Origin of the sequence: Glycocaulis sp. (genome assembly GCF_050485565.1) — a bacterium.
Classification (GTDB): Bacteria; Pseudomonadota; Alphaproteobacteria; order Caulobacterales; family Maricaulaceae; genus Glycocaulis.
On record NZ_JBJHBQ010000001.1, the window covers coordinates 329,647 to 354,551 of the forward strand.

The window sequence follows — 24,905 nt, forward strand, 5'->3', positions numbered from 1 at the left end:
GGCAGGCGTCAAACCGGGCCGCGCCAGCTTCAAGCCTTGCGCTGCCAGCACCAACCGGCCATGTCTGTGCTCACGCGACTGACGAAGGACATTGTACCCATGAGCGAAGAGCGCGCCTTTCCCGGCTGGCGGGGCACCACCATTATCTGCGTGCGCAAGGGCGATGCCGTTGCCATGGCGGGCGATGGTCAGGTCTCCATCGGCAATACGGTGGTGAAATCCTCCGCCAGAAAAGTCCGCCGCATTGGCGGCGGCAAGGTGATCGCAGGGTTCGCTGGCGCGACCGCCGACGCTTTTGCCCTCTTTGAGCGCCTTGAAGGCAAGCTGGAAGCTCATTCGGGGCAGCTGGCGCGGGCGTGCGTGGAACTGGCCAAAGACTGGCGCACGGATCGCTATCTGCGCCGCCTTGAAGCCATGCTGATCGTGGCGGATGCGAACGAGACCTTTCTCATCACCGGGGCGGGCGATGTGCTGGAACCCGAGCACGGCATCGCGGCCATCGGGTCGGGGGGCAATTTCGCGCTGTCAGCCGCGCGCGCGCTTCTCTCCTACGAAGAAGACCCGGAAGTGATCGCCCGCAAGGCGATGGAGATCGCCGCCGAGATCTGCGTGTTCTCCAATGGCAATCTCACCGTGGAGCGGCTGGGCTAGCCGGGACAGGCCGGCCTCCAACCACACCCACACCCTTGCCCTGCGGCGCGACAGCGACTTAGCTGCCCCCGACCGAAGCAATAGGGGAGCGGCCATCATGCTGCGCAAACTCATCGCCGGGGCGGCCATCGCGCCCTTCATCGCCGGAGCGGCTCTGACACAGGAACTGTCCGAGCTGGAGGTGCGCGAGATTCATGACCGCATCCTGACCATCGACACCCATGTCGATATCCCCACCGGCTATGCCACGCATCTGATTGATCCCAATACCTGGACGCGCCTGCAGGTGGACCTGCCCAAAATGCGCGCTGGCGGGCTCGATGCGGCCTTCTTCATCGTCTATGTGCAGCAGCGCGATCTCAACGAAGAGGGCTATGCCACCGCCCGCGCCCGCGCCGAGGAGACCTATCAGGCGATTACCCGCATGGTGCGCGCCAACCCTGAGCGCATTGCGCTGGCCACCACGGCCGACGAGGTGGAAGAGATTTACGCCTCCGGCCGTCTGATCGCCCTTATCGGCATCGAGAACAGCTATTTCATGGGCGAAAATATCGAGGAGGAGGTGCCGCTCTGGGCTGCCAGAGGCGCGCGCTATGCCTCCATCACCCATTTCAGGAACAACCAGTTTGGCGGCAGCTCCAACCCGGACCTCTCTGCCGGTGATCCGATGGAGGATCCGGGCCTGACCGATCTTGGCCGGCGTCTCGTCGAACTGCTGAACGATCACGGCATCATGGTCGATATTTCCCATGTCGGCCCGCGCACCTCGATGGAAGCGATCCAGATGTCACGCGCGCCGATCATTGCCAGCCATTCGGGCGCGCGCGCGGTATATGACCATCCACGCAATCTGACCGATGAGCTGCTGGAAGCGATCCGCGATAATGGCGGTGTCGCCCAGATCGTCGCTTTCCGCTCTTACTTGCGCGATATCGATCCCGGCCTGACCGCCGCCATCGCCGAACTGCGCAGTGAGGTCGGCCTTGACCAGCCGGGTGGCTGGGAGCGCATGACGCCGGAAGACCGCGCAGCCTACCAGACCCGCCTGCGCGCCATGCGCGCAGAGTATCCTGACGCGACCGTCTCTGACATGGCAGACCATATCGACCATGCGGTCGCTGTCGCCGGGATCGATCATGTCGGCATCGTGTCGGACTTTGACGGCGGCGGCGGTGTGCGCGGCTGGGACGATGCATCCGAAACCCCGAACGTGACGGCGGAACTGCTGCGCCGGGGCTATTCGGAGGAAGACATCGCCAAGCTGTGGGGCGGCAATGTGCTACGCGTCATGCGCGGCGTGGAAGCGGCGGCTGCGAGGTAGGCACTCCCGACGCTTTTCCCCTCGTCCTTCGAGACGCTTCGCTTCGCTCGCCCTCAGGATGAGGGGAAAAAGCCCCCAAAGCCCTCATCCTGAGGAGGCCGAAGGCCGTCTCGAAGGACGAGGGCTTTGCTTCACCCCCTTGCACCCCCGCCCCGCCGGGCGTAGCGTTTTATGGCTGGGGACGGCGCTGTGATGGAGGTGCCATCATGGCTGAAATAACTGTAATCCTTGCCCAGATTCTGGGCGGCTACATGCTGGTCATGGGCGCGGCGATGCTGATCGACCGCACGCTCATCGCCCGCCTGCTTGCGAGCCTCAACGACAATATCGGCCTCACTGTAACGATGGGCCTGATCGCGCTGATGATTGGCCTTGTGATCGCGGCCACGCACACGCGCTGGGACAATCCGCTGGCCATCATTGTCACGCTGATCGGCTGGGCCGCGATTGCCGAAGGCGCGCTTATCCTCTGGCTGCAGAACCGCTTCATGGGCTTCTTCGCGCCCTGGTTCACCAGCCCCGCTGTCTCGCTGATCTGGGGCGGTGTTGCCGCGATACTCGGTCTCGTCCTGCTGGCAGGCAGTTTCGGCTACTGGTGAGCCTGCGTCCGGCGGGGAAAGGGCGGGGGTTCAACCGCTGGTGCCGGTGTCACGCGCACCGCCCAGCGCCCCCGGGCGACAGCTCTGCCCCAGCGCTGGAAGGGCCGCTCCACAAAGACTCGTAGCGGCCAGGCAAGGGCGACGGAAACGAGCGTCATCAATACAGCGATGCTGGTCGTACCCGGCTGCCAGCCGATGGACCCTGCAAGCACCATCAGCATCAGGCCAACAGGCCAGTGGATGATGTAGATGCCGTAGGAGAGGTCTTCTATCGCCTTGATGCGCTGCCAGATTCGCGTCGCGGGAACTTTGAGATACCCCACCCGCAGCGCGAGGAAGGCCGTCGCCAGAATGTCGAAGCTCTGGTGGAAGGGCGTGCCGAAAGTGGCGATGGCTGCGCATGCAGCTGCCAGCACCAGCGCCCAGCTAAACCCTATCCGGTCCCGCCAGTCCCACAACACTGCGCCGATCAGAAAGCCGGTGGCAAAGCGCAGGGCCGCCGAGACGCCCTCCGGGTGCGGCCCGGCATAGCCGGTATTGGCGTGAATCGCGCTGCCCGCAATCACGCCCGCGAGCGCCAGCGGCAAGACCCATTGATACCGCAACGCGCCCATCAGCATCAGCGCGCCCAGCCCCGCATAGCCGATCAGCTCATAGCGCACCGTCCAGAGCGGCGCGTTGGCGCTCTGTGCGGCCTCTATGCCTGATGCCTCGAAGGGCAGAGCCGCGGTGGGGTGGGCCTGAGAGATGACGCCCAGCGCATAAGCCCAGCTTTCAACGCGCGCGAGATAATCGAGGGGGGCGATGCCGGAGAGGGCGGGACCTACAATCATCATGGTCAGCAACGTAACCACGATGAGGAGCGGGAAGACACGGAACACCCGGTTGATGGCGTAGGCCAGCACCGAGCGCGAGGCGCGTAGGCTGGCCAGGATCATGTAGCCGGAGAGGACGAAGAAGGCGTTCAGCGCATGCTGGCCTGCAAAATCCACCATCTGCGCCCATGGGCCCATGACCGGCCAGGGCAGCACCATCATCAGCGCGTGCGCATAGAGCACAATGCCGGCAAACGCCATGCGCATGGGGGTGAAGAGATTGTCCTGATCCTCCAGCCGGCCATGACCGGGGGCGAAGAGCGTTTGAGTGTAGGTGTCCATTTTTGCGACTCCTGATTGTGCGTCAAGGAGTGCACGCAAAACGTGTGCCGAAAGGCAAGGCAACTGTTAACCATGAGCCCGCCCTCTTTAGTTCCGCAACGCATCCGCGTTGCGATGTTCCGCGAAATGTCGCGGGCGCGCGTTCGCGCTTGCGGCGCTACGCGCCGGGGAGCGCCGCCCGGAATGACGCAGGGAGGGGACGTCGACATCCCTCCCCTTGCGCCGCAGTTCCGATTCCACCATGGTGCGGGGCAGAAGTTCCAAGGGGCGCCCCGTGATGGTCACGGGGCTGAGACAGCACCCTCAGGACCGGATCCGGGTCATGCCGGCGTCGGGATGGAGCAGGCGATGAGTGATCTGGACGATATCCTTTTCGAGGACGAGACCGTGATCTGGCAGGACCGCCCTGCCGGGCCGGGAACGCGGCGCGTTTCACCCGGGACCGTGGCCCTTGTCGGCGATTACGTCCTTCCCGCGATTATCTTCTTTTTTGTCTTGCTGGGCCTGTGCCTGTGGTTGCTGGTCGAGACCAACCTGCCGGCACAGCTCGCAATCGGTGCGTTTGCCATCGCCCTGCTGGCGGCGATAGCCGTCATCGTGATCACCGGCCTGAAAAAACGCCGCGAACGCGCGCGATCAGAGCCGCATTACGTGCTGACCAATCAGCGCCTTGTCGCGTGGGATGCCACCACCGACTGGCGCACCCAGGTCCTGCCCGGTGCGGTGGAAGCCGTAGCGCGGCACGGGCGCAATCTCGAAATCTACATCCGAAGCGATAGCGACGCACTGATCCTCTACGACCTCGCCGATATCGACACCGCCGAACGCACAATCACCCAAGCCTTAGGACGCCCCTCATGAACAAGCCCGTCAGCCAGTCCGAATTTCCCACCCCCACCGTCACCACAGGGCCGCTGGCCGGTTCGCGCCGCGTGTATTCGCGACCCTCAGACGCGCCGCATCTGGCCGTGCCGCACCGCGAGGTGGAGCTGCACCCGACGGCGATGGAGCCGCCGGTGCGCGTCTATGACTGCTCCGGCCCCTATACCGATCCTGCGGTGAACATCGATGTGGAAAAGGGCCTGCCCCGCACCCGCACCGCGTGGGTGAAGGCAAGGGGGCATGTGGAGGAGTATGAGGGCCGTCCGCTCTCCCCGCTCGATAATGGCGGAGCTACCGGCAAGTATCTCGCGCGCGCCTTCCCTGTGCGTCACACACCCCTTCGCGGTACCGGCACCGGCCCCGTCACGCAGATGGAGTTTGCTAAGCGAGGTATCATCACCGAAGAGATGATCTACGCCGCAGAGCGGGAAAATCTCGGCCGGGCTGCCGCGCTTTCGGGCGCGGCCGAGCGCCATGCCGACGGGGAGAGCTTTGGCGCGGAGGTACCTGAGTTCGTGACGCCGGAATTTGTGCGCTCAGAGATCGCGCGCGGCCGGGCGATCATCCCCGCGAACATCAACCATGGCGAGCTGGAGCCCATGGTGATCGGGCGGAACTTCCTGGTAAAGATCAACGCCAATATCGGCAATTCCGCCGTCGCCTCTTCGGTTGAGGAAGAGGTGGACAAGATGGTCTGGGCGATCCGCTGGGGCGGGGACACGGTGATGGACCTCTCTACGGGCAAGAACATCCACAACACGCGCGAATGGATCTTGCGCAACTCGCCCGTCCCCATCGGCACGGTGCCGATCTATCAGGCGCTGGAGAAGGTGGGCGGCATCGCGGAGGATCTCAATTTCGATATCTTCGCCGATACCCTCATCGAGCAGGCCGAGCAGGGCGTGGACTATTTCACCATCCATGCCGGGGTGCGCCTGCCTTACGTGCCGCTGACCGCAAACCGGGTGACGGGCATCGTCAGCCGCGGCGGCTCCATCATGGCCAAGTGGTGCCTCTCCCACCACAAGGAGAGCTTCCTCTATGAGCGCTTTGAGGAAATCTGCGAGATCATGCGCGCCTATGATGTGTCGTTTAGCTTGGGCGACGGCCTGCGCCCCGGCTCCATCGCGGACGCCAATGACCGCGCCCAGTTTGCCGAGCTGGAGACGCTGGGCGAGCTGACCAAGATCGCCTGGGAGCGCGGCTGTCAGGTGATGATCGAGGGGCCGGGCCATGTGCCCATGCACAAGATCAAGGTGAATATGGAAAAGCAGCTCGAAGTGTGCGGCGAGGCGCCCTTCTACACGCTGGGGCCACTCACCACCGATATTGCGCCGGGCTATGACCACATCACCAGCGGCATTGGCGCGGCGATGATCGGCTGGTTCGGCACCGCCATGCTCTGCTATGTCACGCCGAAGGAGCATCTGGGCCTGCCAGACCGCGATGATGTGAAAACCGGCGTCATCACCTACAAGATCGCCGCCCACGCGGCCGATCTCGCCAAGGGCCACCCGGCGGCCAAGCTGCGCGATGATGCGCTAAGCCGCGCCCGCTTCGAGTTCCGCTGGGAGGACCAGTTCAATCTCTCGCTCGATCCTGATACGGCCCGCGATTTCCATGACCAGACCCTGCCCAAAGAGGCTCATAAGGTCGCCCATTTCTGCTCCATGTGCGGGCCGAAATTCTGCTCGATGAAGATCACGCAGGATATTCGCGACCAGTTCGGCACGGCGCGCGCACCCAACGCCCCTCATCCTGAGGAGGGGGCCTCAGCCCCCGTCTCGAAGGACGAGGCCGAACAGGGCATGGCGGAGATGAGCGAGAAGTTCAAAGAGATGGGTGGGGAGATTTATTTGAAGGGGGAGTGACAGGTATCGCTACCCCAATTAGCTTGCCCCCAAGGAAGGCAGGGATTCAATATGCATTGTACAACTCAACCTTGGAACATTGGAAAGCTCAGACTAGAGCAGAATCGTATCGACTTGAGCCCCCCTTATCAGCGTGAGGCAGGCATATGGTCAGATGAAAAAAAACAGCTTTTTTTAGATAGTATTTTTAACGGATTTGACGTTCCGAAGCTATACTTCCACAATAAGTCCATAGAAAAAGGGCCATATAGATTTGCTGTTGTGGACGGCAAGCAGCGTTTGAGCGCCGTTCTTGGATATCTTTCTGACGAGTTCGCGCTGGCTTCAGATTTTAAATTCTCGGGAGACCCAGAATTTTTTGGAGGCGATGGGCCGCCTATTGGAGGCCGCCGATTTTCAGAGTTGAGTGAAAATCAAAAGGAGTTTTTGAGGAGCCAGACGATTGATGTTGTTGAGGTTTCTGATGCCGATGAGGATGACATTGAGGAGTTGTTTTCTAGGTTAAATAACGGGGAGCCTCTTAATGCTGCCGAAAAGCGAAATGCGATGGGCGGCGCTATGATTTACCTTGTAAGGGACATTGCCAAGAATGATAAATTAAACGCTATGCTTTCTTTTAAAGATAAGAGAATGTCATACCATGAAGTTGCAGCAAAAATAATTAGACTTGAGCAAACCGATCAACAAGGGGCGGGATACTATTGCGATCTCAAGAAAAAATTTCTGGATCAAATGGTCGATAAAGGTCGCTCACTTTCTACTGGCGAAATTGATGGATTGCGGACACGCGTAGAAAAGAATATCAAAGTTTTATCTAGAATATTTTCCTCCAATGATCCTCTTTTATCAAAACAATCTTATCCCCAGCTATATTATGCATGGGTAAAGATAATTATGTCAGATTATGGTCATGATGAAATACATAAAAAAATCAGGGGTTTTCTTGAAAAATTTCACGCCGACCGAATTCGTAATTTAGAGCTCGCTGAAGACGACAGGGACCCTCGTTTGGTTGAGTATGGGAGATTGATGCAGCAGGGCACGAATGATGTCGAGTCAATGCGCGATCGCGCTCGAATATTAACTCGGTACTTTTTAGAGCAAAATCCTGATGTTGCGATTAAAGACAAAACGCGATCATTTTCGGATGACGAACGCTATGTAATATGGATACGGTCAGGCCGCCAATGTTCTAACGCCCACTGCCAAAGACCACTTCCTGATATTGATGAAATGCATGCTGATCACGTCATTCCATGGTCGTCGGGTGGCGCAACAAATCTAGAGAACGCGCAAGCACTCTGCGTTAATTGCAACCTCGAAAAGGGAAAGAAGTCATTGGCTAGATAGTTGGAAGATAGTGTCGTGGAGACAATACCCCGCCGTGTAAAAGTTGTAGCAACACCCCCATCCCCGCCGGTTTCCGGGCGGGGTTTATGGGACGGATGGCGCGGGCGGCCATGGGATGGCCAATCGCGAACGTTCAAACGGGCCCTCTCAAGGCCGCCCGCACGCGGGTGTTTCTTCAGCCGGGGCGGATACCTTACGCTGTCCTATAGCCGTAGCCTCCGTGACGTCAGCAAGCCCTCCCGAGGGTCAGCCGGTCCAGCTGGACCTGTATAGCCGTCCGCAAGGGTGAGACGAGCCGCGCCCGCTACGGTTTTCCGCTCTGCCGGCCGCCTGAACCTGAGGATGCGCCCTGCGTCGATGCCCGGCATTGGCCTGACATCAGGGCGCACCCCGTCTCAAGTCACCGCTTCATCTCCCGGCCGGGACGCATTCCGGACCGCCGTCTTGCCGGAGATGAACGCTGGCTATTATGCGGCAAGATGAACGGAGGGGGATAAGTGGGGGGCAAGTGGGCGTTTCCCCGTGCCGCGCAGGCGGGAAATGCATTGTAGAACTGAAGAATGGATCCCGGGTCAAGCCCGGGAACCCGGTTGAGAGGCGCGGTGATAAACACCGGGTTCCCGGCCAAGCGAAGCGCAGAGCCGGGATCCAGAGATCATAGGGCTCAGGCGATTGCCAGTGGCTCTGGGTTCCGGATAGGCCCTGACGGGCCTTCCGGAATGACGAGGGGAGGGCAACTCAAAGCAAGCTCCCCCTCCGACCTTTCGGTGGTTCGGCGCTCTGCGCCTTACCCCCCGCATGTGCGGATGAACCGCAGCCCCTACTCGGCCAGTTCGGCCTGGGTCGGCAGGGTGCGCTTGTTTGACACCCACTGATCAAAGTTTGACCACACGCCCTCATCGCCGTGCCAGTCGCCCTTGGTGGCGCCCTTGGAGTATTCGGTGGCGCGCGCCTCAAAGAAGTTGGCGTGCTCGACCCCGTTGAGGATTTCGGTGAGCCAGGGCAGCGGATGTTCCTTCGCGCCATAGACAGGCGGGAGCTTGAGCTGCTGCAGGCGCCAGTCGGCGATATAGCGGATATATTTCTTGATATCGTCCGGCGTCATGCCCTCCACCTCGCCGGCCTCGAACGCCAGCTCGATGAACTTGTCCTCAAGGCTGATCACCGTCTTGCAGCAATCGATAATGTCGTCCTTGACGGACTGGGTATAAGCGCCCGTCTCCTCGGCGAAGGTGTGGAACATTTTCATCATGCCCTCGCAGTGCAGCGACTCATCGCGCACCGACCAGGACACGATCTGGCCCATCCCCTTCATCTTGTTGAAGCGCGGGAAGTTCATCAGCATGGCAAAGCTGGCAAACAGCTGCAGCCCTTCGGTGAAGCCGCCAAACACCGCCATGGAGGTGAGGATATCGCGGTCGGTCTCCACGCCGAACTTGCCGAGATAATCGTGCTTGGCCGACATCTCCTGATACTCCATGAAGGCGGAGAATTCGGTGTCGGGCATGCCGATGGTTTCCAAGAGCAGCGCATAGGCCGCAATGTGGACCGTCTCCATGTTGGAGAAGGAGGCCAACATCATGCGCACTTCAACCGGCTTGAAGAGCGGCATGTAGTTTTCCATGTAGTTCGCGCCCACCTCCACGTCCGACTGCGTGAAGAAGCGGAAAATCTGGGTCAGGAGATTGCGCTCGCCATCGGTGAGCTTGGTCGCCCAGTCCTTGCAGTCCTCGCCCAGCGGCACTTCCTCAGGCAGCCAGTGCACCTGCTGTTGGCGCTTCCAGTACTCATAGGCCCACGGATAGCGGAAGGGCTTGTAGGCAAAGCTGGGCGTCAACAGGCCGGGGCGGTCGCTGGAAATGATGGGGCCGGTGCTCATGGCGGGTCTCTGATTCCTCTGCTTTCACATGCGGTAAGGATGGTGGCGCATCGGCCGCGCACGGCAAGGCAGCAATTGCCCCGCGTCAGCGTGAATCAGCCCACCATCCGTCAATAGCATCTAGATATAGTGGTTAAGCGGAGCCTAACGTCCACCCCTAGTGTGCGCCAGACGTGAAAATGTGATGAGCTTGGCGGTGGAAAAGTGGGATTTTAGCTGGGTCCCAACCCACACTCCTCGTCATTCCGGCGCACGCCGGAACCCAGTATTTTCGAGAAGCGCTGGGTTCCAGATAAGCGCTGACGCGCTTTCTGGAATGACGAAATGAGAAGCGTTCAGGAGAAAACTCTCCCTACACCTTCGAGAAGATCACCGTGCCATTGGTGCCGCCAAAGCCGAACGAGTTCGACAGGGCGGTGGTGATCTCGGCCTTCGTGGTTTTCGTCACGATGGGCAGGCCGTCAAATTCAGGATCGAGATTGTCGATATTGATGGACGGGGCGATGAAGCCGTCGCGCATCATCAGGAGGCAGTAGATCGCCTCCTGCACACCGGCGGCACCCAGGGAGTGGCCGGTCATCGACTTGGTGGCCGACAGCGCCGGGACATTATCGCCGAACAGTTCGCGCAGCGCGCCCATCTCCTTGATATCGCCGACGGGCGTGGAGGTGGCGTGCGGGTTGATATAATCGATCTTGCGCCCGCCCGCCTCGGCAATGGCGTTCTGCATGCAGCGGATCGCGCCCTCGCCGGAGGGCTGGACCATGTCATGGCCATCGGACGTCGCGCCATAGCCGACAATCTCGGCATAGATCTTTGCGCCGCGTGCTTTCGCCCGCTCATATTCTTCCAGCACCAGAATGCCTGCCCCGCCCGCGATGACGAAGCCGTCGCGGTCCTTGTCAAAGGCCCGGCTCGCGCGCTCAGGTGTGTCATTATAGGCCGAGCTCATCGCGCCCATGGCGTCAAACAGGTTGGAAAGCGACCAGTGCAGCTCCTCGCCGCCGCCGGCGAACATCACGTCCTGCTTGCCCCACTGGATCTGCTCGGCCGCCGCACCGATGCAATGCAGCGAGGTCGTGCAGGCCGAACTGATCGAATAATTCAGCCCCTTGATCTGGAAGGGGGTGGCCAGCGTCGCCGAGCCGGTGGAGGCCATGGCCTTTGGCACCGCGAACGGGCCGATGCGGCGCGGACCCTTCTCGCGCGTGATGTCAGCCGCGGTGACGATGGCTTCGGTGGAGGGGCCGCCCGTGCCGACGATAAGGCCGGTGCGCGGATTGGATACATCGCCCGGCTCAAGGCCGGCATCGGCGATGGCCTGCTCCATCGACATATAGGCCCAGCCTGCGCCCTCGCCCATGAAGCGCATGGCGCGCTTGTCGACATGGTCGGCTGCCTTCACTGGCGGGCGGGCATGCACCTGACACTTGAAGTTCAGCCCGGTGTATTCGGGCGCGGCGACCACGCCGGATTTACCGGCCTGCAAGGCCTTTGAAACCTTGTCCTTGTCTTCCCCGATAGAGGAAACAATCCCGATTCCGGTGACGACGACCCGTCTCATGCAGGCACTCCTGACTTGCTCATGTCCTCTGGCTTGAACAGACCCACGCGCAGATCGGTTGCGGTGTAGATCACCTTCCCGTCGGCTTCGACCACGCCATCGGCCAGCCCGAGCACAAGCTTGCGCATGATGACGCGCTTGAGATCAATCACGTAACGCACATTCTTGACGTCCGGGGTCACCTGGCCGGTGAATTTCACCTCGCCGACACCCAGCGCGCGGCCCTTGCCCGGTGCACCTGACCAGCCAAGAAAGAAGCCCACAAGCTGCCACATCGCATCAAGGCCGAGGCAGCCCGGCATCACCGGATCGCCTTCAAAATGGCAGGCAAAGAACCAGAGATCGGGGTTGATATCCAGCTCGGCCACGACCTGACCCTTGCCATACTTTCCGCCTTCGCCGGAAATGTGCGTGATGCGGTCCATCATCAACATGGGCGGCAGGGGAAGCTGGGCGTTGCCGGGGCCGAAAAGCTGGCCCTTTCCGCACTCGATCAGAGCGTCATAATCAAAGCTGCCGGGGTATTGTGACATGCGTGTCTCTGCCTGATTGGCCACACCTTGCAAGGCGCGCGCTTACGCGCCGGAGCGGCTAGGGGGACTAGAAGGGCGGTTCGCGCGGATCCTGCCCCTGCGGATTGGGGGCAATCTAGACCGGGTAGAGCGTCTGTGTCTCCCCCCGATGCAGCCGGACAATATCTAGAGACCGGAAACGTCCTGCGCCGCCGCAATTTCCTGTGCCGCGCTGCGCGCGCCATTGCAGGGCGGGCCGGCCGGGGCGTCCGGGTCTGGCGTGGCGGCCTGTTCATGGGCGTAGGCACCCCACAGATAGGCCGCAATCACCCAGCCGCGCACACCATCGGATTCAAGGCGGCACCAGCCTGAACGGCAGCGCTCCAGCCACAAAATCGCGCCGGGTTCGGCCCGCGCGGTCTCGGGCGATTCGACATCCGGACGCGTGTGCAGCCCGGTCTCCTGGACCACATGGACTGCGCGGCGGCCAGACAGGGTGCGCCGGTGCATCCAGCTTTCCTCGCCCAGCGGATCGCGCACACGCCGCCAGTCGGAGGTTTCGGCAACGATCTCCACAGGCAGACCCTGACGGCGATACTCCCAGCGCACCGGATGGCTGGTCGAGGGGCCGATGCGCCCGCGCACCTCGGAGAATTTCAGCGTCACAAAGCGCGGCACGGGCTGGCCCGACGGCGTATCACACACTTGCGCCCAGGCAGGCGCACCCGCCAGAGCAGCGGTGACAGCAAGCAGAAAAGGGGCAAGGGCGCAGCGGGTCATCAGGAGGAAGAAACTGGCGCGCGGTGGTGAATTCGAGGTTAAGCTTGGCACCGGTTTTTGCCGCACCACGTATGCTGGCTGACACAGGAAAAGGGAGACACCTCATGCTGCGCACCATCACCACCGCCATTGCCACGAGCCTGGCGCTCACTGCCGGAGCCATAGCCCAGAACGGTTTTGAAACGACCGATCTTGGAGACGGCATCTACATGATCGCCAATGACCGCGCCGGCAATGTCGGCCTGATCGATGCGGGGGATCACATCATCCTGATCGATACGCAGATGCCGCCCTTCCTGGATGATCTGGAAGCGGCGGTGCGCGCGGCCAGCGGCGGACGTGCGCCGACGCTGGTCATCAACACCCATTTCCACGGCGATCACGTGCTGGGCAACGCCCATTTCGCGGCGCTGGGAGCCAGCATCCTCGCCCACCGCAATGTGGCCGAGCGCCTCGCCAACCCGGTGCTGAATCAGCTGACCGGCAATACGCCCGAGGCGCTGGATGAGGCCTTCCTGCCGGATATCCTTGTCAGTGAAGCCATGATGCTGACGCGCTTTGGCGTGACGGGCGAGGTTCTGCACTTTGCCAATGCGCACACCGATGGCGACATCATCGTCAATATCGCTGACGCCAATATCATCCATATGGGCGATCTTCTCTTCTCCGGCCGTTATCCCTTCATCGATCTGGACGCAGGCGGCTCTGTGGAGGGCTTCATTGCGGCTCTGGACGAGATTATCGGCTTTAGCGACGAGGAGACCCGCTTCATCGCAGGCCACGGTCCGCTTTCCAGCCGCGATGACCTGATCGCCAGCCGCGACATGCTGATCGAGGGCAGGGCGCGCGTGGCTGCGCTGGTGGAGGCGGGCCATGATCTCGCCGCCATTCAGGAAGAAAATCCGCTAAGCGACTTCCATGATGCATGGAACTGGGGTTTCATCACCACAGAACGCATGACATGGACCTTCTATCGTGACATCACCGGCCTCACGCAATAAGCCCAAATTGCCGCCCTTAAGGGTGATGGTGTTGCCCATCGGGACAGGGGTGCTGCTGGCGCTCCTGTTCACCCTGCTCATGGAAAGCTGGGTGGCGGGCGCGATTGTCGGCCTTCTGTTTGCCCTCGGCTTCACCGGCGTGCTGGTGATGACGGCGCAAGGCGCGGGCAAGAAGAAGAAAAAGACAACGCGGCTGCGGTGAGGGGCATATTAATTCTTAATCAAAATCATTTGATGCTCAAGTAGATAAACAGCACAACGTTTATAATTAGAATTCCCAACAATGGCGCTCCAATATATATTGCGATTCCCCTGAGTGATCGAGGCGTTATGTACGTAACAAAATTAGGGAAGGCGTTTCTTTGTGCTTTCGAGCTGATGAAATGCGGGAAGACGAAGTTAAAAACTGCTTGCACAATTAAAAAGATAGCTCCTAGGCCAGCATAAAAAGCGAATTCTCCGCCAGCTATTGAAAATGCGATAACCAGCGCAAAAACTAGCAGAGTAAATGCAATGTATATTTTATATATCATTGATGCTGCTCGATAAAAACGCATAGACCAAAACACTCGCCATTTTATATAGGAACCGGGCCCTTCGAAAAGCGGTAACCTTTTCAGCCGCCCGGTCCCGTACAATCGAGACTCAGCCCATCTCATGAAGTGTTCGAAGCTGCACGCTTGCTTCAATCAGTAACGTCGATCGCCCCTCATGTTCTGGCTCTGCCATGACTGAATTCCCCAAACTTCGATTCGCGTTGCAATCTGGTGCAACGCCCAATCATCACATAGTCAGACAGATCACCGGTCTACGCAATCACACCCCCTCAAAGCACGCACACAAAGCCTCGCGCGCGGCGCTGGCGGGAGCATCAGCGCGCCAGATCAGGGCCGGACGTACCCGTAGGGCAGGCACCTGCACTGGCAAGACGGCGTTACCCACTACAAGGGCAATTACGGCAATCTCTTATTCTTCTGGGACGTGCTGTTCGGCACCGCGAAGATCACGCGGCACTATCCGGAAACCTACGGCATTGAAGGGCTGGAGCCGGTCACCGCCGCGCGCGAACTCGCCTGGCCGCTGGTGCGGAAGTGAAGGGAGGGGCGCGAGGGAAGTGAGCTTCACCCTCTGCGCCATCGTCTGATGCGGCGCTTTTTCCGTCACAATTACAGCGCTAAAGCAAAGTATAAAACCACAAGAAAGCCGAAAACAGCATATGCAATCGACAGAATTCTCATGGTTCTATGGTAATCTAGTGTCATAAAAGTGTTTACGCCAATTACAAATGAAAAAGAGGACCACACCGCAGCAGAATGATAGCTTTCTCTAAATCCTATAAAAATAACAGTATTTACTACTGCATAATTTATAAAAATCAGAGCTGCTACAATATGACTCCTACCTATAATCGGATTCATACGACTCCCCTATCTATCAATCAACAGATGCACATATGCCATACAAACAACCTCTCTTATCACGTTTTTGGCTAAGTATTACCCCCTACCGCCCCTTCCCCGGCTTTGTCTCTGCCGGTTTGAACTCCTCGACGCGCACTTTCGTCTTGTGATCGCTGGGGCCTTTTTTGCCGTCCGGCATCAGGCCGCGATAATAGCCTTTCTGCCATTTTTCTTCCGCCGCTTCCTTGTCGCCGGTTTTCAGGCGGCCCGCGAAATCCTCCCGGCTCACCCGCCAGTTATTGAGCTGTTCCAGCGTCTTCGGATCGGACTGGATGGGGCGCAGTTCCGGCGTGATGCGGTCAAAGAGATCCCGGCGCACAGGGAAGAAATGGGCGACCGCCTCGCCAGCCTCGAAGCGCACTTCGCCGGGCCGCGTAAAGCGCCAGTTCATGGTGAAGGAATAAGGGCTCCAGTCGGTCTCGATCACGCCGGAAAGCGGGGCGATGCCGTCCTTGATGCCGTTGATGGGGCCGGTCACCCATGTATTCCAGCCCGGCGGGGTACGCAGGAGGAAACTCATCTCGAAGGTGAGGATGCCGGAGCCGAAATTGGTCATCGCGCTGCCCGGCTGGTGCATGGTCAGCGGCTCATCGAGTTCCACCTCGACATCCTCTACCCGCACCCCGCCATTCCAGCGCGCGGTGAGGCCTGAGGGCGTAAACACCTCCCAGCCATGCTGATTGGCCACCGCCAGCGGCAGGCAGCGATAGGCAAAGCTTTCAGGCGTATCATCCATCCACTGGCGGCGGCCGGAGGCGGCACGGATGGTGGGGGCCTGCGCGGCGAGGGGATGGCAGAGAAGTTTCATTGGGCGATCACATCACGAAGCTGCGAAAGCGCTCAGCCTAGCGCGGCCTCAACCCGTCGAGAACCGTGTCCATCAGGCGCGCCCTCGCAATTTGGCCGCGATTGACGTATATCGCGCGGCCATGAGCACGAGCCTTGATCTTTCCGCCGCCAACCGGCCTGCCGTAACGCCATCCCTTGCCGGGATGACGCGTAACCAGATTCGCGATTGCCTGGTTGCCACCGGGCTGGTCGAGGAGAAGAAGGCGAAGATGCGCTCAGGCCAGATCTGGCGCTGGGTCTATCAGTACGGCATCACTGATTTTGCCGCGATGACGGACATCTCCAAGGAGCTGCGCGAGGGCCTCGGCGCGCATTTCACCCTCGCCCGTCCGCGTATAACTGATCGCCAGGTGAGCGTGGATGGCACGCGCAAATACCTGATCGAGCTGTCACCGGGCGTGGAATGCGAGACGGTGTTCATTCCGGGTGTTGGCCGTTCGGGCGCGCTGTGTGTGTCCAGCCAGGTCGGCTGCACGCTCAACTGCACATTCTGCCATACCGGCACGCAGGCGCTGGTGCGCAATCTCACCGCCGCCGAGATCGTCCAGCAGGTATTGATCGCCAAGGATGATCTGGCCGAATGGCCGAGCCGGCTGGAAGACCGCCAGATCACCAATGTGGTGTTCATGGGTATGGGTGAGCCACTCTATAATCTCGATCATGTCGCTGATGCGATTGACGTGATTTCCGATGGCGAAGGCATCGGCATTGGCCGCCGGCGCATCACGGTCTCCACCTCCGGCGTGGTGCCGAAGATCGAGGAGCTGGGCGCGCGCACCAACACCATGCTGGCGATCTCCCTGCACGCCACCAACGATGCCTTGCGCGACGAGCTGGTGCCGCTGAACCGGAAATACCCGATTGCCGAGCTGATGGACGCGATCCGCGCCTATCCGGAGCTTTCCAACTCCAAGCGGGTGACATTTGAATACGTGATGCTCAAGGGCGTGAACGACTCGCCCGGCGAGGCCAAGGCGCTGGTGCGCCTGCTGCAGGGCATCCCTTCCAAGATCAATCTGATCCCGTTCAACCCGTGGCCGGGTTCGCCTTACGAGTGCTCTGACTGGGCCACGATCGAGCGCTTTGCCGACATCGTGAACCGGGCAGGCTATGCCAGCCCCATCCGCACACCGCGCGGGCGCGATATCCTTGCCGCTTGCGGGCAATTACGCTCTGAAAGCGTGAAACAGCGCGCCAGCGAAAAGCGCCGTCTGGAGAGAGAGGCGGGGGCTTGAAGCGTGAACAGCCAATCAAGGCAGGGACGTCCATGACCAGCGCGGGACCTGGTGCCGGCGCGGCCGGGCCTCGTCTGGCACCACGTGACGATATTGCACAGCTCGCGGAGAAATTTGCGAAGGATGGCAGGGTGCTCGTGCCTGATCTGCTGCCCGCCGAGACCGCGAACGCCCTCTATCAGCGCCTGCACAGCTGGACCGGCTGGCACCTGGTAAGCTGCATTGGCGGCCAGCACAGGGCGTTCGAAGCCAGCGCCATGGAAGCACTCGACAAGGCGAAATTCGCCCAGTTCGTCGAGACGGCAGGACTACAGGCGCGCCAGGGCTTCCAGTACCTGTTCCGTAATTATCCGCTTTATGATCTGGGTATGCAGGACAGGCTGGATGATCCGGTGCTGCGCCAGGCGCTGGGCATCGTGCGCAGCCCGGACTTTCTGGAGCTGGCGCGCGCGATCACCGGGCGTCGCGCTATCAGCTACACTGACAGCCAGGCGACCGCGTTCGGGCCGGGCCACTATCTCACCACCCACGATGATGATGTGGACGGCAAGAACCGGCTGGCCGCCTATGTCGTCAATTTGACACCCGGCTGGCGTGCTGATTTCGGCGGGCAGCTTCAATTCCTGAACGCCGAGGGCCATGTCGACGAAGCCTTTGTTCCGGGATTTAACACGCTGGCCCTCTTCAGCGTACCCGCCCAGCATGCGGTTAGCGTGGTGGCCCCGTTCGCGCCTGGCTATCGCTACGCCCTGACAGGCTGGCTGAGACAGGGCACCGAAGTGCCGCCGGGCGCATGACAGCCAAACGCCGGCCAAACGCCGCCGCTCGCCCCAGACCCCGTCCGCTCTCCGCCCGTGAGGCGGCGCTGAAAGCCTTTCTCGCCATGGAGGCCGATGGCGCGGCGCTGGATAGCGCGCTCTCCGCCCAGCCCGGCTACAAGGCGATGGAGGCGCGCGACCGGGCGTTTGCCCGCGCGATTCTCTCTGCCGCCATCCGCCGCCGGGGTACGCTGGAAGCGGCCTATAACAGCTTTCTCGACAAGCCCTTGCGCCCGCGCGAGGTGTTTGGCCGGGCCGTGCTCACCCTCGCCTCTGGCGAGCTATTGGTGCTGATGACGCCGCCGCACGCGGTGGTGGATGGCTGGGTGAGGATTACAGGCGCCGCCGAAGAAGGCCGCCGCCTGAAAGGGCTGGTGAACGCCGTGCTGCGCCGAGTGTCAGAGCGCGGAGCAGAGGCGTTTATCGCCGCTGATCCGCTCATCGATCTGCCAGACTGGCTGCGCGCGCGCTGGTGCGAGATTTACGGCGAGGATACGGCCCGCGCCATCGCGCTAGCCCGCGCAGGCGCTCCGCCTCTGGACCTATCCACCAAGCCGGACTTTGATGCAGCAGGCTTTGCGAGCGAAATCGGCGGCGTGCTGCTGCCCACAGGCACGGTACGCAAAGAGGGGATTGGCGATGTCACGGCGCTGCCGGGCTTTGCTGACGGGAACTGGTGGGCGCAGGACGCGGCAGCGGCGCTGCCGGTCAAGCTGCTGGTCCCACTGGAAGGCGAGCGCATCGCAGATATCTGCGCCGCGCCGGGCGGCAAGACGCTGCAACTGGCCGCAGCGGGGGCGGATGTCATCGCGGTGGACCGCTCAGAAGCGCGCCTGAAGCGCGTCAGCCAGAACCTCGCCCGTACCGGGCTGAATGCGCAGATCATCACCGCCGATGCCACAAGCTGGCAGCCCGATGAGAAACTCGACGCCGTATTGCTGGATGCGCCGTGCAGCGCGACCGGCACACTGCGCCGCCGCCCGGATGTGGCATGGAGCAAGAGCGAAGCCGATATCGCCAGCCTTGCCGCCCTGCAGGAGAGCCTGCTCGACAATGCGTTTGCCATGCTCAAACCCGGCGGGCGGCTGATCTACTGCACCTGCTCGCTGGAGCCGGAAGAGGGCGAAGCCCAGATCGAGGCTTTCCTCAAACGCACGCCGGGCGCTGCCCGCGAACCCGTAAGCGCCGATGAATTGCCGGGTCTTGGCGATGCTCTCACGCCAGAGGGTGATGTGCGCACGCGGCCCGATATGTGGGCGGAGCAAGGCGGGCTGGACGGCTTCTTCATCGCCCGGCTAGTGAGGCAGCCCTAACCCTTACTGGCCGCGCCAGCTTGCCCTTGCCGGGGGGCGCTGATATGCCCGTTACCATGGCGCGCACAGTCAAGATTTCACCCTCCATCCTCTCTGCGGACTTCGCCCGGCTGGGCGAGGAGGTGAAAGCTGTCGACGAGGCCGGGGCCGACTGGATCCATGTCGATGTGATGGACGGGCATTTCGTGCCGAACCTTACCATTGGCCCGGCTGTGGTGAAGGCGCTGCGCGGCTGGTCGACAAAGCCGTTCGACGTGCATCTGATGATCTCGCCGGTCGACCCTTACATCGCCCAGTTTGCCGATGCGGGCGCGGACATGATTACCGCGCACCCGGAAGCCGGGCCGCATTTCCACCGCACCATCCAGACGATCAAATCCCACGGCGTGAAGGCCGGTGCGGCGCTGAACCCGGCCACGCCCGCCGATGTGCTGGAGCCTGTGATCGAGGAGCTGGATCTGGTGCTGGTGATGAGCGTCAATCCGGGCTTTGGCGGGCAGAGCTTCATCACCAGCCAGCTAAAAAAGATCGAAAAGCTGCGCAGCCTGATCGACGCAGCCGGTTCATCCACCCTGATAGAGGTCGATGGCGGGGTAAATCCGCAGACCGCCCGGCAATGCGTCGAGGCGGGCGCGGATGCGCTGGTGGCCGGTTCTGCCGTGTTCTCCGGCGGACCGGCGCGCTACGCGGCCAATATCGACGCCTTGCGCGGAGGCTGACACAGCGCCCATGGGCTCTCTCGTCACCAGCCGGGATATCGGGCAGGCCAGCCTTGGCGCGATACGCCGCGAACTTTCCGATTTTGCCAATTTCCTGCCGCCCTATCGCATGCTGTCTCTGGCGGGCGGGGCGGGCAAGCGCACCATCCATCCTCTCGAACCCGCTCCAGGCGGAGATGCCACGCGCGGCGCAGCGCTGCTGGCAGGGCGCTTCACGCTGGGCGGCGAGACCCTGGGCGTACCGGCTGGCGAGAGCGTGTGGGCGCTGCCCGCGCCATCGCGTGCCTTTGCCGCGCGCCTGCACAGCTTTGAGTGGCTGCCCGACCTTCTGGCGGTGCGCGAAGACGATCCCACAGATGCGGCCCTCACCCTGATTGATGACTGGCTGTCATGGTTTGGCCGCTGGAACAGTTTTGCGTGGAGCCCGGCCATACTGGCGCGCCGGGTGCGTATCTGGCTGCAGGTCCTGCCGCTGCTGGACGGCGGTGATGACCGCGGCGCCCGCGATACCCGGCTGAAAAGCCTTGTCCGGCAGACGGCCCGGCTGCGGCGCGCCCTCCCCCTGCTGCCAGCCAGCGCCGAGCGGATAGACGCCGCCATCGCACTTACAGCCGCCGCGATAAGCCTTGAGCTCGGCACGCGCGCACGCCAGGCCGGCGAACGCCAGCTGGTGGCCGATCTCAAATCGCAAGTCCTGCCTGATGGCGGGCATGTCAGCCGCACACCGCTGACCAGCGCGCGCATCCTGGCCGCCCTGGTGCAGCTGGATGCGCTGGCCAACGCGCAGGGGCTGACGCTCGATACCGAAATCAGCCGGGCGATGGACCGGCTGGCGGGCGCGGTGCGCTTCTTCCGCATGGGCCCCAAAGGGCTTGCCAGCTTCCATGGCGGGGGCGAAGGATCAACCCGGCTTATTGAAACCGCCATGCGCGGGCGCGAAAAGGTGAAACCTTTCAACGTTGCACCCCATTCGGGCTATCACCGCGCCGAGGCGGGCGGCTCTGTCGTCATTCTGGATGCGGCAGGGCCAGCAAAAGGCGTGCACGGGATAAACGCCCATGCCAGCGCGCTATCATTCGAGTTTGCGCCGCCCGGTGGCCGCCTGATCGTCAATTGCGGCTGGAATGATGACCAGCCGCCGGCCTGGCGCGAAGCGGTGCGGGCCACCGCCGCCCATTCGGCGCTGACGCTGGAGGAAACCTCCTCGGCGCGCCTTATCCGTCCGGGCTGGAAGCGCAATCTGCTGGGCGACCGGTTCGAAACCGGGCCTGATCCGGTGCGTGCGCGCCGCAATGAGGAAGATGTCGGCGTCTGGCTGGAATCCAGCCATGATGGCTACCGGGCCAAGTTTGGTGTCGGCATACGCCGGCGGCTCTTCCTGGCCGTGGATGGCGGCGATCTGCGCGGCGAGGACGGCATTTTCCGCCCCGTAGAGGACGGCCCGCCCGATGATCCGGAGAAGCTTTTGAGCTTCGCCATCCGCTTCCAGCTGCATCCCGGCGTGAAGGCGTCTCTTTCGCGCGATTCCCTTAGCGCGCTTCTGGTCCTGCCCAATGGCGATGGCTGGCGTTTTCGCACCGATGGCGGCCCTGTCAGGCTGGAACGCTCGGTTTATCTGGCCAGTGGCCCAAGCCCTGTGCGCTCGACCCAGCTGGTCATCTCCGGCGAGGCAGAATCGTATGGGGGAGGCGAGCGGCCGCCAAACCGTGTAAGATGGGCGTTCCAGCGCCTTGGTCGCGTCGGCGGGGCGTGATAGCCAGACGCCAGATTTGTATGGAGCATTCCCCTCATGTCGGATGAATTCCTTGCGCCGGTACGCCGCGCGCTGATCTCGGTATCGGACAAGACCGGCCTTGTTGCCCGTGCCCGCAAGCTGTCAGAGATGGGCGTCGAGCTGATCTCCACCGGCGGCACGCTGGCCACATTGCGCGAATCCGGGCTGGAGGCGCTGGACGCCGCCGAAGTGACCGGCTTTCCCGAAATGATGGACGGGCGGGTGAAAACCCTGCATCCGCGCATTCATGGCGGATTGCTGGCCCGGCGTGACCGGGAGGATGATCTCGCCTCCATGGAAGAGCACGGCATCCCGGCCATCGACCTTCTCATGGTCAATCTCTACCCGTTCGAGGATGCGGTCGCCTCCGGCGCAGACATTGATGGCTGCATCGCCAAGATCGATGTCGGCGGCCCGGCCATGATCCGCGCTGCCGCCAAGAATCACGCCCATGTCAGCGTGTGCGTGGAAGGCGATGATCTGGAAAAGGTCATTGGCGAGATGGAAAAGCATGAGGGCCAGACCACGCTCGCCCTGCGCCGCCATCTGGCAGCCAAAGCATTTGCCCGCACCGCCGCCTATGACAGTGCGATTGCCGAGCGGCTGGCCGAGGAAACAGACGAGCCGGACAACCGCTTTTTCGCGATTGGCGGCGCGCTGTCGCAAGGACTGCGTTATGGCGAGAACCCGCACCAGAGCGCGGCCCTCTATGCCAGCCCTGCGCCGCGGCCCGGCATCGTTTCGGCAAAGCAGCTGCAGGGCAAGGAGCTGTCCTACAATAATCTCGCAGACGCAGACGCCGCGTTTGAACTGGTCAGCGAGTTTGATGCCGAAGAGCAGGCGGCCTGCGTCATCGTCAAGCACGCCAATCCGTGCGGGGTCAGCGCCGCCGACAATCTCGCCTCGGCCTATGACCGCGCGTTTGCTGCCGATCCGGTGAGCGCCTTTGGTGGCATTGTGGCGCTGAACCGCAAGCTGGACGCTGATACGGCTGATCTCATCGCCTCACACTTCACCGAAGTGGTGATCGCGCCGGAGGCCGATGAAGCGGCGATGGAAATCCTCGCGGCGAAGAAAAATGTCCGCGTACTGGTGACAAATGGCCTCGCCGATCCGGCGCAGGCTGCCTGGATGGTCAAATCGGTGGCGGGCGGCCTCCTGGTCCAGTCGCGCGATACCGGCCATGTGCTGGCCAAGGACCTGAAAACCGTCACCGAGCGCGCGCCTAGCGAAGCCGAGCTGGCCGATCTGCTGTTTGCCTGGCGTGTGGTCAAGCATGTGAAATCCAATGCCATTGTCTACGCCAAGGGCGGTACGACGTCCGGCATCGGCATGGGCCAGACCAGCCGTCTGGATGCGGCGGTGCTGGCCGCACGCAAGGCAGAGCTGGCCGCGCAGGAAAATGGCTGGGACGAACCGCGCACGCGCGGCTCGGTATGCGCCTCGGATGCCTTCTTCCCGTTTGCTGACGGGCTGAACGCGGCCATCGAGGCGGGCGCGACCGCGATCATCCAGCCGGGCGGCTCGATCCGCGATGACGACGTGATAAAGGCGGCCAATGAGGCGGGCCTTGCCATGGTCTTCACCGGCATGCGCCATTTCCGGCACTGATGGTCTGGCGGGCCGCCATTCTGGCGCTCACCGCGCTGCTGCTAGCGGCCTGCAGCAATGCGCCTGATACGCTCGAACAGCGTATCGCCATGCTGGAGCCGCATATCAGCGTTCAGATGCCTCAAGGCGCCTCGGAGCCTGTCCCTGCCGTGCTGATGTTTTCAGGCTGCGGCGGGGTGATCTCCGTGCAGAACGATTATGCCACCATCGCCAATGAAGCCGGTATTGCGGCACTGATCGTGGATTCCCACGCTGCACGCGGGATTGGCCGTATGGGTGCGCGCCTGACGGTCTGCAGCGCAGCGCGCCTGCGCGGTGATGCGCGCGCGGGCGATGTCGTGGCAGCTCTCGAATATGCGCGCAGCCTGCCGCAGATTGATGCCTCCCGGCTCGCCCTGATCGGCTGGAGCCATGGCGGCTGGACCTTGCTGGATACGTTGACGCTTGCCCATGAGGGTGCGCCGCCTGCCGGGATGGAGGCGCTGCCCGGCAATGCGCTGGAGGGCGTGCGCTCGGTCATGCTGGTCTATCCGTGGTGCGGATTTCTGTCGCGCGCACGTCACCATGACCTGCCGGCCTATCCGCCGGTCCATGCCCTGCTGGCGGGCGATGATGTGATTGCCAATCCGCGCGCCTGCGGTGATCTGTTCGAGGCGCAGCTGGAAACGGGCGCGCAGATCGACTGGCAGGTTATGGCAGGGCTGACCCACGCCTTCGATGCGCCTGACGAGCCATTTGATCCGCGCGTGCGCCATGACGCACAAGGCGCGGCCCATGCACATGACTGGTTTGCTGAGCGTCTGGCGGACAGCCTTCTGGCCGGTCAGCGTTAGGGCTGGCTGGCCATCGGGAGCATACTCGCGCATGGTGGTGGTCAGCGCCGCGCCATACGCACCAAAAAGGGGAGACGCGATGTCAGGTTTTACTGCTGCGCAATGCTGGCGTGCCGGACTGACAGGGCTGGCTGGCCTCATGCTTCTGATAACCGGGCTGACGCTTCCGGGTTGTGGCCAGAATCCGGTTGACCCGGACGCCATATCGCGCACCGGCCCGGTTGTGCTGGTCATCACCGGGGTCGATAGCGCCCATCGTGGCAGCCGTCCTGTCACCTATGAGGGCCTCTATGCCATTTACGGTATCGAGGTGCAGGGCGCGCGCGGATTTACCCGCCCGGAACTGACGGCGATGAGCTGGCGCCAGATACGCGCAGATTTCCCCGTCGGCAGCTCGCCGCGCGTGTTCGACGGGCCTCGCCTGTCCGAGGTGTTGCGCAGTGCCGGGCTGGAGGGGGCGAGCGTGCGCCTTACCGCCTTTGACGGGTATGAAGCAGAGGTGCCTGCAGAGCTTATTGCCCGCCATGAGCCCATCCTTGCCCTGCGCGCGGACGGCGACCCGCTGGCCACGGGCGGGCTTGGCCCTGTCATGCTGGTCTGGCCGCGCCTCAACCACAACGATCTGGCCGATATGAACGATGATTTGTGGCCCTGGGGCGTGTTTGCCATCACGCCTTATCAGCCGAGCGGCACGCCGTAGCCGCCTTGCACCGCCGCAAAGCCACG

Annotated in this window: 22 protein-coding genes, 1 pseudogene and 1 riboswitch; of the genes and pseudogenes, 17 read left to right on the plus strand and 6 right to left on the minus strand. The window is 62.1% G+C overall.

Going from position 1 to position 24,905, the window contains the following annotated elements; all coding sequences use genetic code 11:
• Window positions 1–99: 99 nt before the first annotated feature.
• From hslV to ACQ5ID_RS01440, 3 genes are all read left to right on the plus strand, one after another.
• Complete coding sequence (hslV, locus tag ACQ5ID_RS01430) at window positions 100–651, plus strand: ATP-dependent protease subunit HslV (protein WP_429910695.1); 552 nt, start codon at window positions 100–102, stop codon at window positions 649–651.
• 97 nt (window positions 652–748) lie between these two features.
• On the plus strand, window positions 749–1,972 hold the full coding sequence (locus tag ACQ5ID_RS01435) for a dipeptidase (RefSeq protein ID WP_429910696.1): 1,224 nt from the start codon (window positions 749–751) through the stop codon (window positions 1,970–1,972).
• A 206-nt stretch (window positions 1,973–2,178) separates the two neighbouring features.
• Window positions 2,179–2,571: a hypothetical protein gene (locus ACQ5ID_RS01440; RefSeq protein WP_429910697.1), complete on the plus strand. Its 393-nt coding sequence runs from the start codon at window positions 2,179–2,181 to the stop codon at window positions 2,569–2,571.
• Here ACQ5ID_RS01440 and ACQ5ID_RS01445 read toward each other — a convergent pair.
• Window positions 2,562–3,728, minus strand: a complete 1,167-nt coding sequence (locus ACQ5ID_RS01445) for an acyltransferase family protein (RefSeq protein WP_429910698.1) — start codon at window positions 3,726–3,728, stop codon at window positions 2,562–2,564. The two genes, ACQ5ID_RS01440 and ACQ5ID_RS01445, sit on opposite strands and share 10 nt — an antisense overlap.
• A 253-nt stretch (window positions 3,729–3,981) precedes the next feature.
• Window positions 3,982–4,082, plus strand: a riboswitch (TPP riboswitch).
• Here ACQ5ID_RS01445 and ACQ5ID_RS01450 point away from each other — a divergent pair.
• The 3 genes from ACQ5ID_RS01450 (at window position 4,077) to ACQ5ID_RS01460 (ending at window position 7,831) form a co-directional block, all read left to right on the plus strand.
• Complete coding sequence (locus tag ACQ5ID_RS01450) at window positions 4,077–4,589, plus strand: hypothetical protein (RefSeq protein ID WP_429910699.1); 513 nt, start codon at window positions 4,077–4,079, stop codon at window positions 4,587–4,589. It overlaps the preceding riboswitch by 6 nt.
• A complete protein-coding gene (thiC, locus tag ACQ5ID_RS01455) occupies window positions 4,586–6,481 on the plus strand; it encodes a phosphomethylpyrimidine synthase ThiC (protein WP_429910700.1) in 1,896 nt (631 codons plus the stop codon). Before ACQ5ID_RS01450 ends, thiC begins: the two co-directional genes overlap by 4 nt.
• A 51-nt stretch (window positions 6,482–6,532) precedes the next feature.
• A complete protein-coding gene (locus tag ACQ5ID_RS01460; protein WP_429910701.1) occupies window positions 6,533–7,831 on the plus strand; it encodes a GmrSD restriction endonuclease domain-containing protein in 1,299 nt (432 codons plus the stop codon).
• Between the two features lie 820 nt (window positions 7,832–8,651).
• On the opposite strand, the gene ACQ5ID_RS01465 is transcribed toward ACQ5ID_RS01460, so the two are convergent.
• The 4 genes from ACQ5ID_RS01465 to ACQ5ID_RS01480 form a co-directional block, all read right to left on the minus strand.
• Complete coding sequence (locus tag ACQ5ID_RS01465) at window positions 8,652–9,710, minus strand: ribonucleotide-diphosphate reductase subunit beta (RefSeq protein ID WP_429910702.1); 1,059 nt, start codon at window positions 9,708–9,710, stop codon at window positions 8,652–8,654.
• A 352-nt stretch (window positions 9,711–10,062) separates the two neighbouring features.
• A complete protein-coding gene (fabB, locus tag ACQ5ID_RS01470; protein WP_429910703.1) occupies window positions 10,063–11,274 on the minus strand; it encodes a beta-ketoacyl-ACP synthase I in 1,212 nt (403 codons plus the stop codon).
• The gene (gene fabA, locus ACQ5ID_RS01475; protein ID WP_429910704.1) at window positions 11,271–11,807 is read right to left on the minus strand and encodes a 3-hydroxyacyl-[acyl-carrier-protein] dehydratase FabA; all 537 of its coding nucleotides are present in this window, start codon (window positions 11,805–11,807) and stop codon (window positions 11,271–11,273) included. The genes fabB and fabA overlap by 4 nt, the downstream gene beginning before the upstream one ends.
• Before the next feature lie 165 nt (window positions 11,808–11,972).
• On the minus strand, window positions 11,973–12,566 hold the full coding sequence (locus ACQ5ID_RS01480; protein WP_429910705.1) for an SH3 domain-containing protein: 594 nt from the start codon (window positions 12,564–12,566) through the stop codon (window positions 11,973–11,975).
• Between the two features lie 104 nt (window positions 12,567–12,670).
• Between ACQ5ID_RS01480 and ACQ5ID_RS01485 the strand changes: the two genes are divergently transcribed.
• From ACQ5ID_RS01485 to ACQ5ID_RS01495, 3 genes and pseudogenes are all read left to right on the plus strand, one after another.
• The gene (locus ACQ5ID_RS01485; RefSeq protein ID WP_429910706.1) at window positions 12,671–13,567 is read left to right on the plus strand and encodes an MBL fold metallo-hydrolase; all 897 of its coding nucleotides are present in this window, start codon (window positions 12,671–12,673) and stop codon (window positions 13,565–13,567) included.
• Between the two features lie 31 nt (window positions 13,568–13,598).
• Window positions 13,599–13,769, plus strand: a complete 171-nt coding sequence (locus ACQ5ID_RS01490; RefSeq protein WP_429910707.1) for a hypothetical protein — start codon at window positions 13,599–13,601, stop codon at window positions 13,767–13,769.
• A gap of 713 nt (window positions 13,770–14,482) precedes the next feature.
• Window positions 14,483–14,662 (plus strand): annotated as a pseudogene (locus ACQ5ID_RS01495) (sterol desaturase family protein); the annotation flags it as partial.
• A gap of 408 nt (window positions 14,663–15,070) precedes the next feature.
• Here ACQ5ID_RS01495 and ACQ5ID_RS01500 read toward each other — a convergent pair.
• Window positions 15,071–15,835 carry a DUF6065 family protein gene (locus tag ACQ5ID_RS01500; protein ID WP_429910708.1) on the minus strand — a complete coding sequence of 255 codons (765 nt, stop codon included), beginning with the start codon at window positions 15,833–15,835 and terminating at the stop codon, window positions 15,071–15,073.
• 121 nt (window positions 15,836–15,956) lie between these two features.
• Here ACQ5ID_RS01500 and rlmN point away from each other — a divergent pair, with 121 nt between their 5' ends.
• The 8 genes from rlmN (at window position 15,957) to ACQ5ID_RS01540 (ending at window position 24,879) form a co-directional block, all read left to right on the plus strand.
• On the plus strand, window positions 15,957–17,111 hold the full coding sequence (rlmN, locus tag ACQ5ID_RS01505) for a 23S rRNA (adenine(2503)-C(2))-methyltransferase RlmN (RefSeq protein WP_429910827.1): 1,155 nt from the start codon (window positions 15,957–15,959) through the stop codon (window positions 17,109–17,111).
• Window positions 17,112–17,143: 32 nt separating this feature from the next.
• Window positions 17,144–17,908 carry a 2OG-Fe(II) oxygenase gene (locus ACQ5ID_RS01510; protein WP_429910709.1) on the plus strand — a complete coding sequence of 255 codons (765 nt, stop codon included), beginning with the start codon at window positions 17,144–17,146 and terminating at the stop codon, window positions 17,906–17,908.
• Entirely contained in the window at window positions 17,905–19,242 is a 1,338-nt protein-coding gene (locus ACQ5ID_RS01515) for an RsmB/NOP family class I SAM-dependent RNA methyltransferase (RefSeq protein ID WP_429910710.1), read from the plus strand. Before ACQ5ID_RS01510 ends, ACQ5ID_RS01515 begins: the two co-directional genes overlap by 4 nt.
• Window positions 19,243–19,298: 56 nt before the next feature.
• On the plus strand, window positions 19,299–19,961 hold the full coding sequence (gene rpe, locus ACQ5ID_RS01520; protein WP_429910828.1) for a ribulose-phosphate 3-epimerase: 663 nt from the start codon (window positions 19,299–19,301) through the stop codon (window positions 19,959–19,961).
• A 10-nt stretch (window positions 19,962–19,971) separates the two neighbouring features.
• A complete protein-coding gene (locus ACQ5ID_RS01525; protein WP_429910711.1) occupies window positions 19,972–21,714 on the plus strand; it encodes a heparinase II/III family protein in 1,743 nt (580 codons plus the stop codon).
• A 36-nt stretch (window positions 21,715–21,750) separates the two neighbouring features.
• Window positions 21,751–23,346 carry a bifunctional phosphoribosylaminoimidazolecarboxamide formyltransferase/IMP cyclohydrolase gene (purH, locus tag ACQ5ID_RS01530; protein ID WP_429910712.1) on the plus strand — a complete coding sequence of 532 codons (1,596 nt, stop codon included), beginning with the start codon at window positions 21,751–21,753 and terminating at the stop codon, window positions 23,344–23,346.
• The gene (locus ACQ5ID_RS01535; RefSeq protein WP_429910713.1) at window positions 23,346–24,179 is read left to right on the plus strand and encodes a dienelactone hydrolase family protein; all 834 of its coding nucleotides are present in this window, start codon (window positions 23,346–23,348) and stop codon (window positions 24,177–24,179) included. Before purH ends, ACQ5ID_RS01535 begins: the two co-directional genes overlap by 1 nt.
• Window positions 24,180–24,258: 79 nt before the next feature.
• Window positions 24,259–24,879 carry a hypothetical protein gene (locus ACQ5ID_RS01540; RefSeq protein ID WP_429910714.1) on the plus strand — a complete coding sequence of 207 codons (621 nt, stop codon included), beginning with the start codon at window positions 24,259–24,261 and terminating at the stop codon, window positions 24,877–24,879.
• Window positions 24,880–24,905 lie beyond the last annotated feature (26 nt).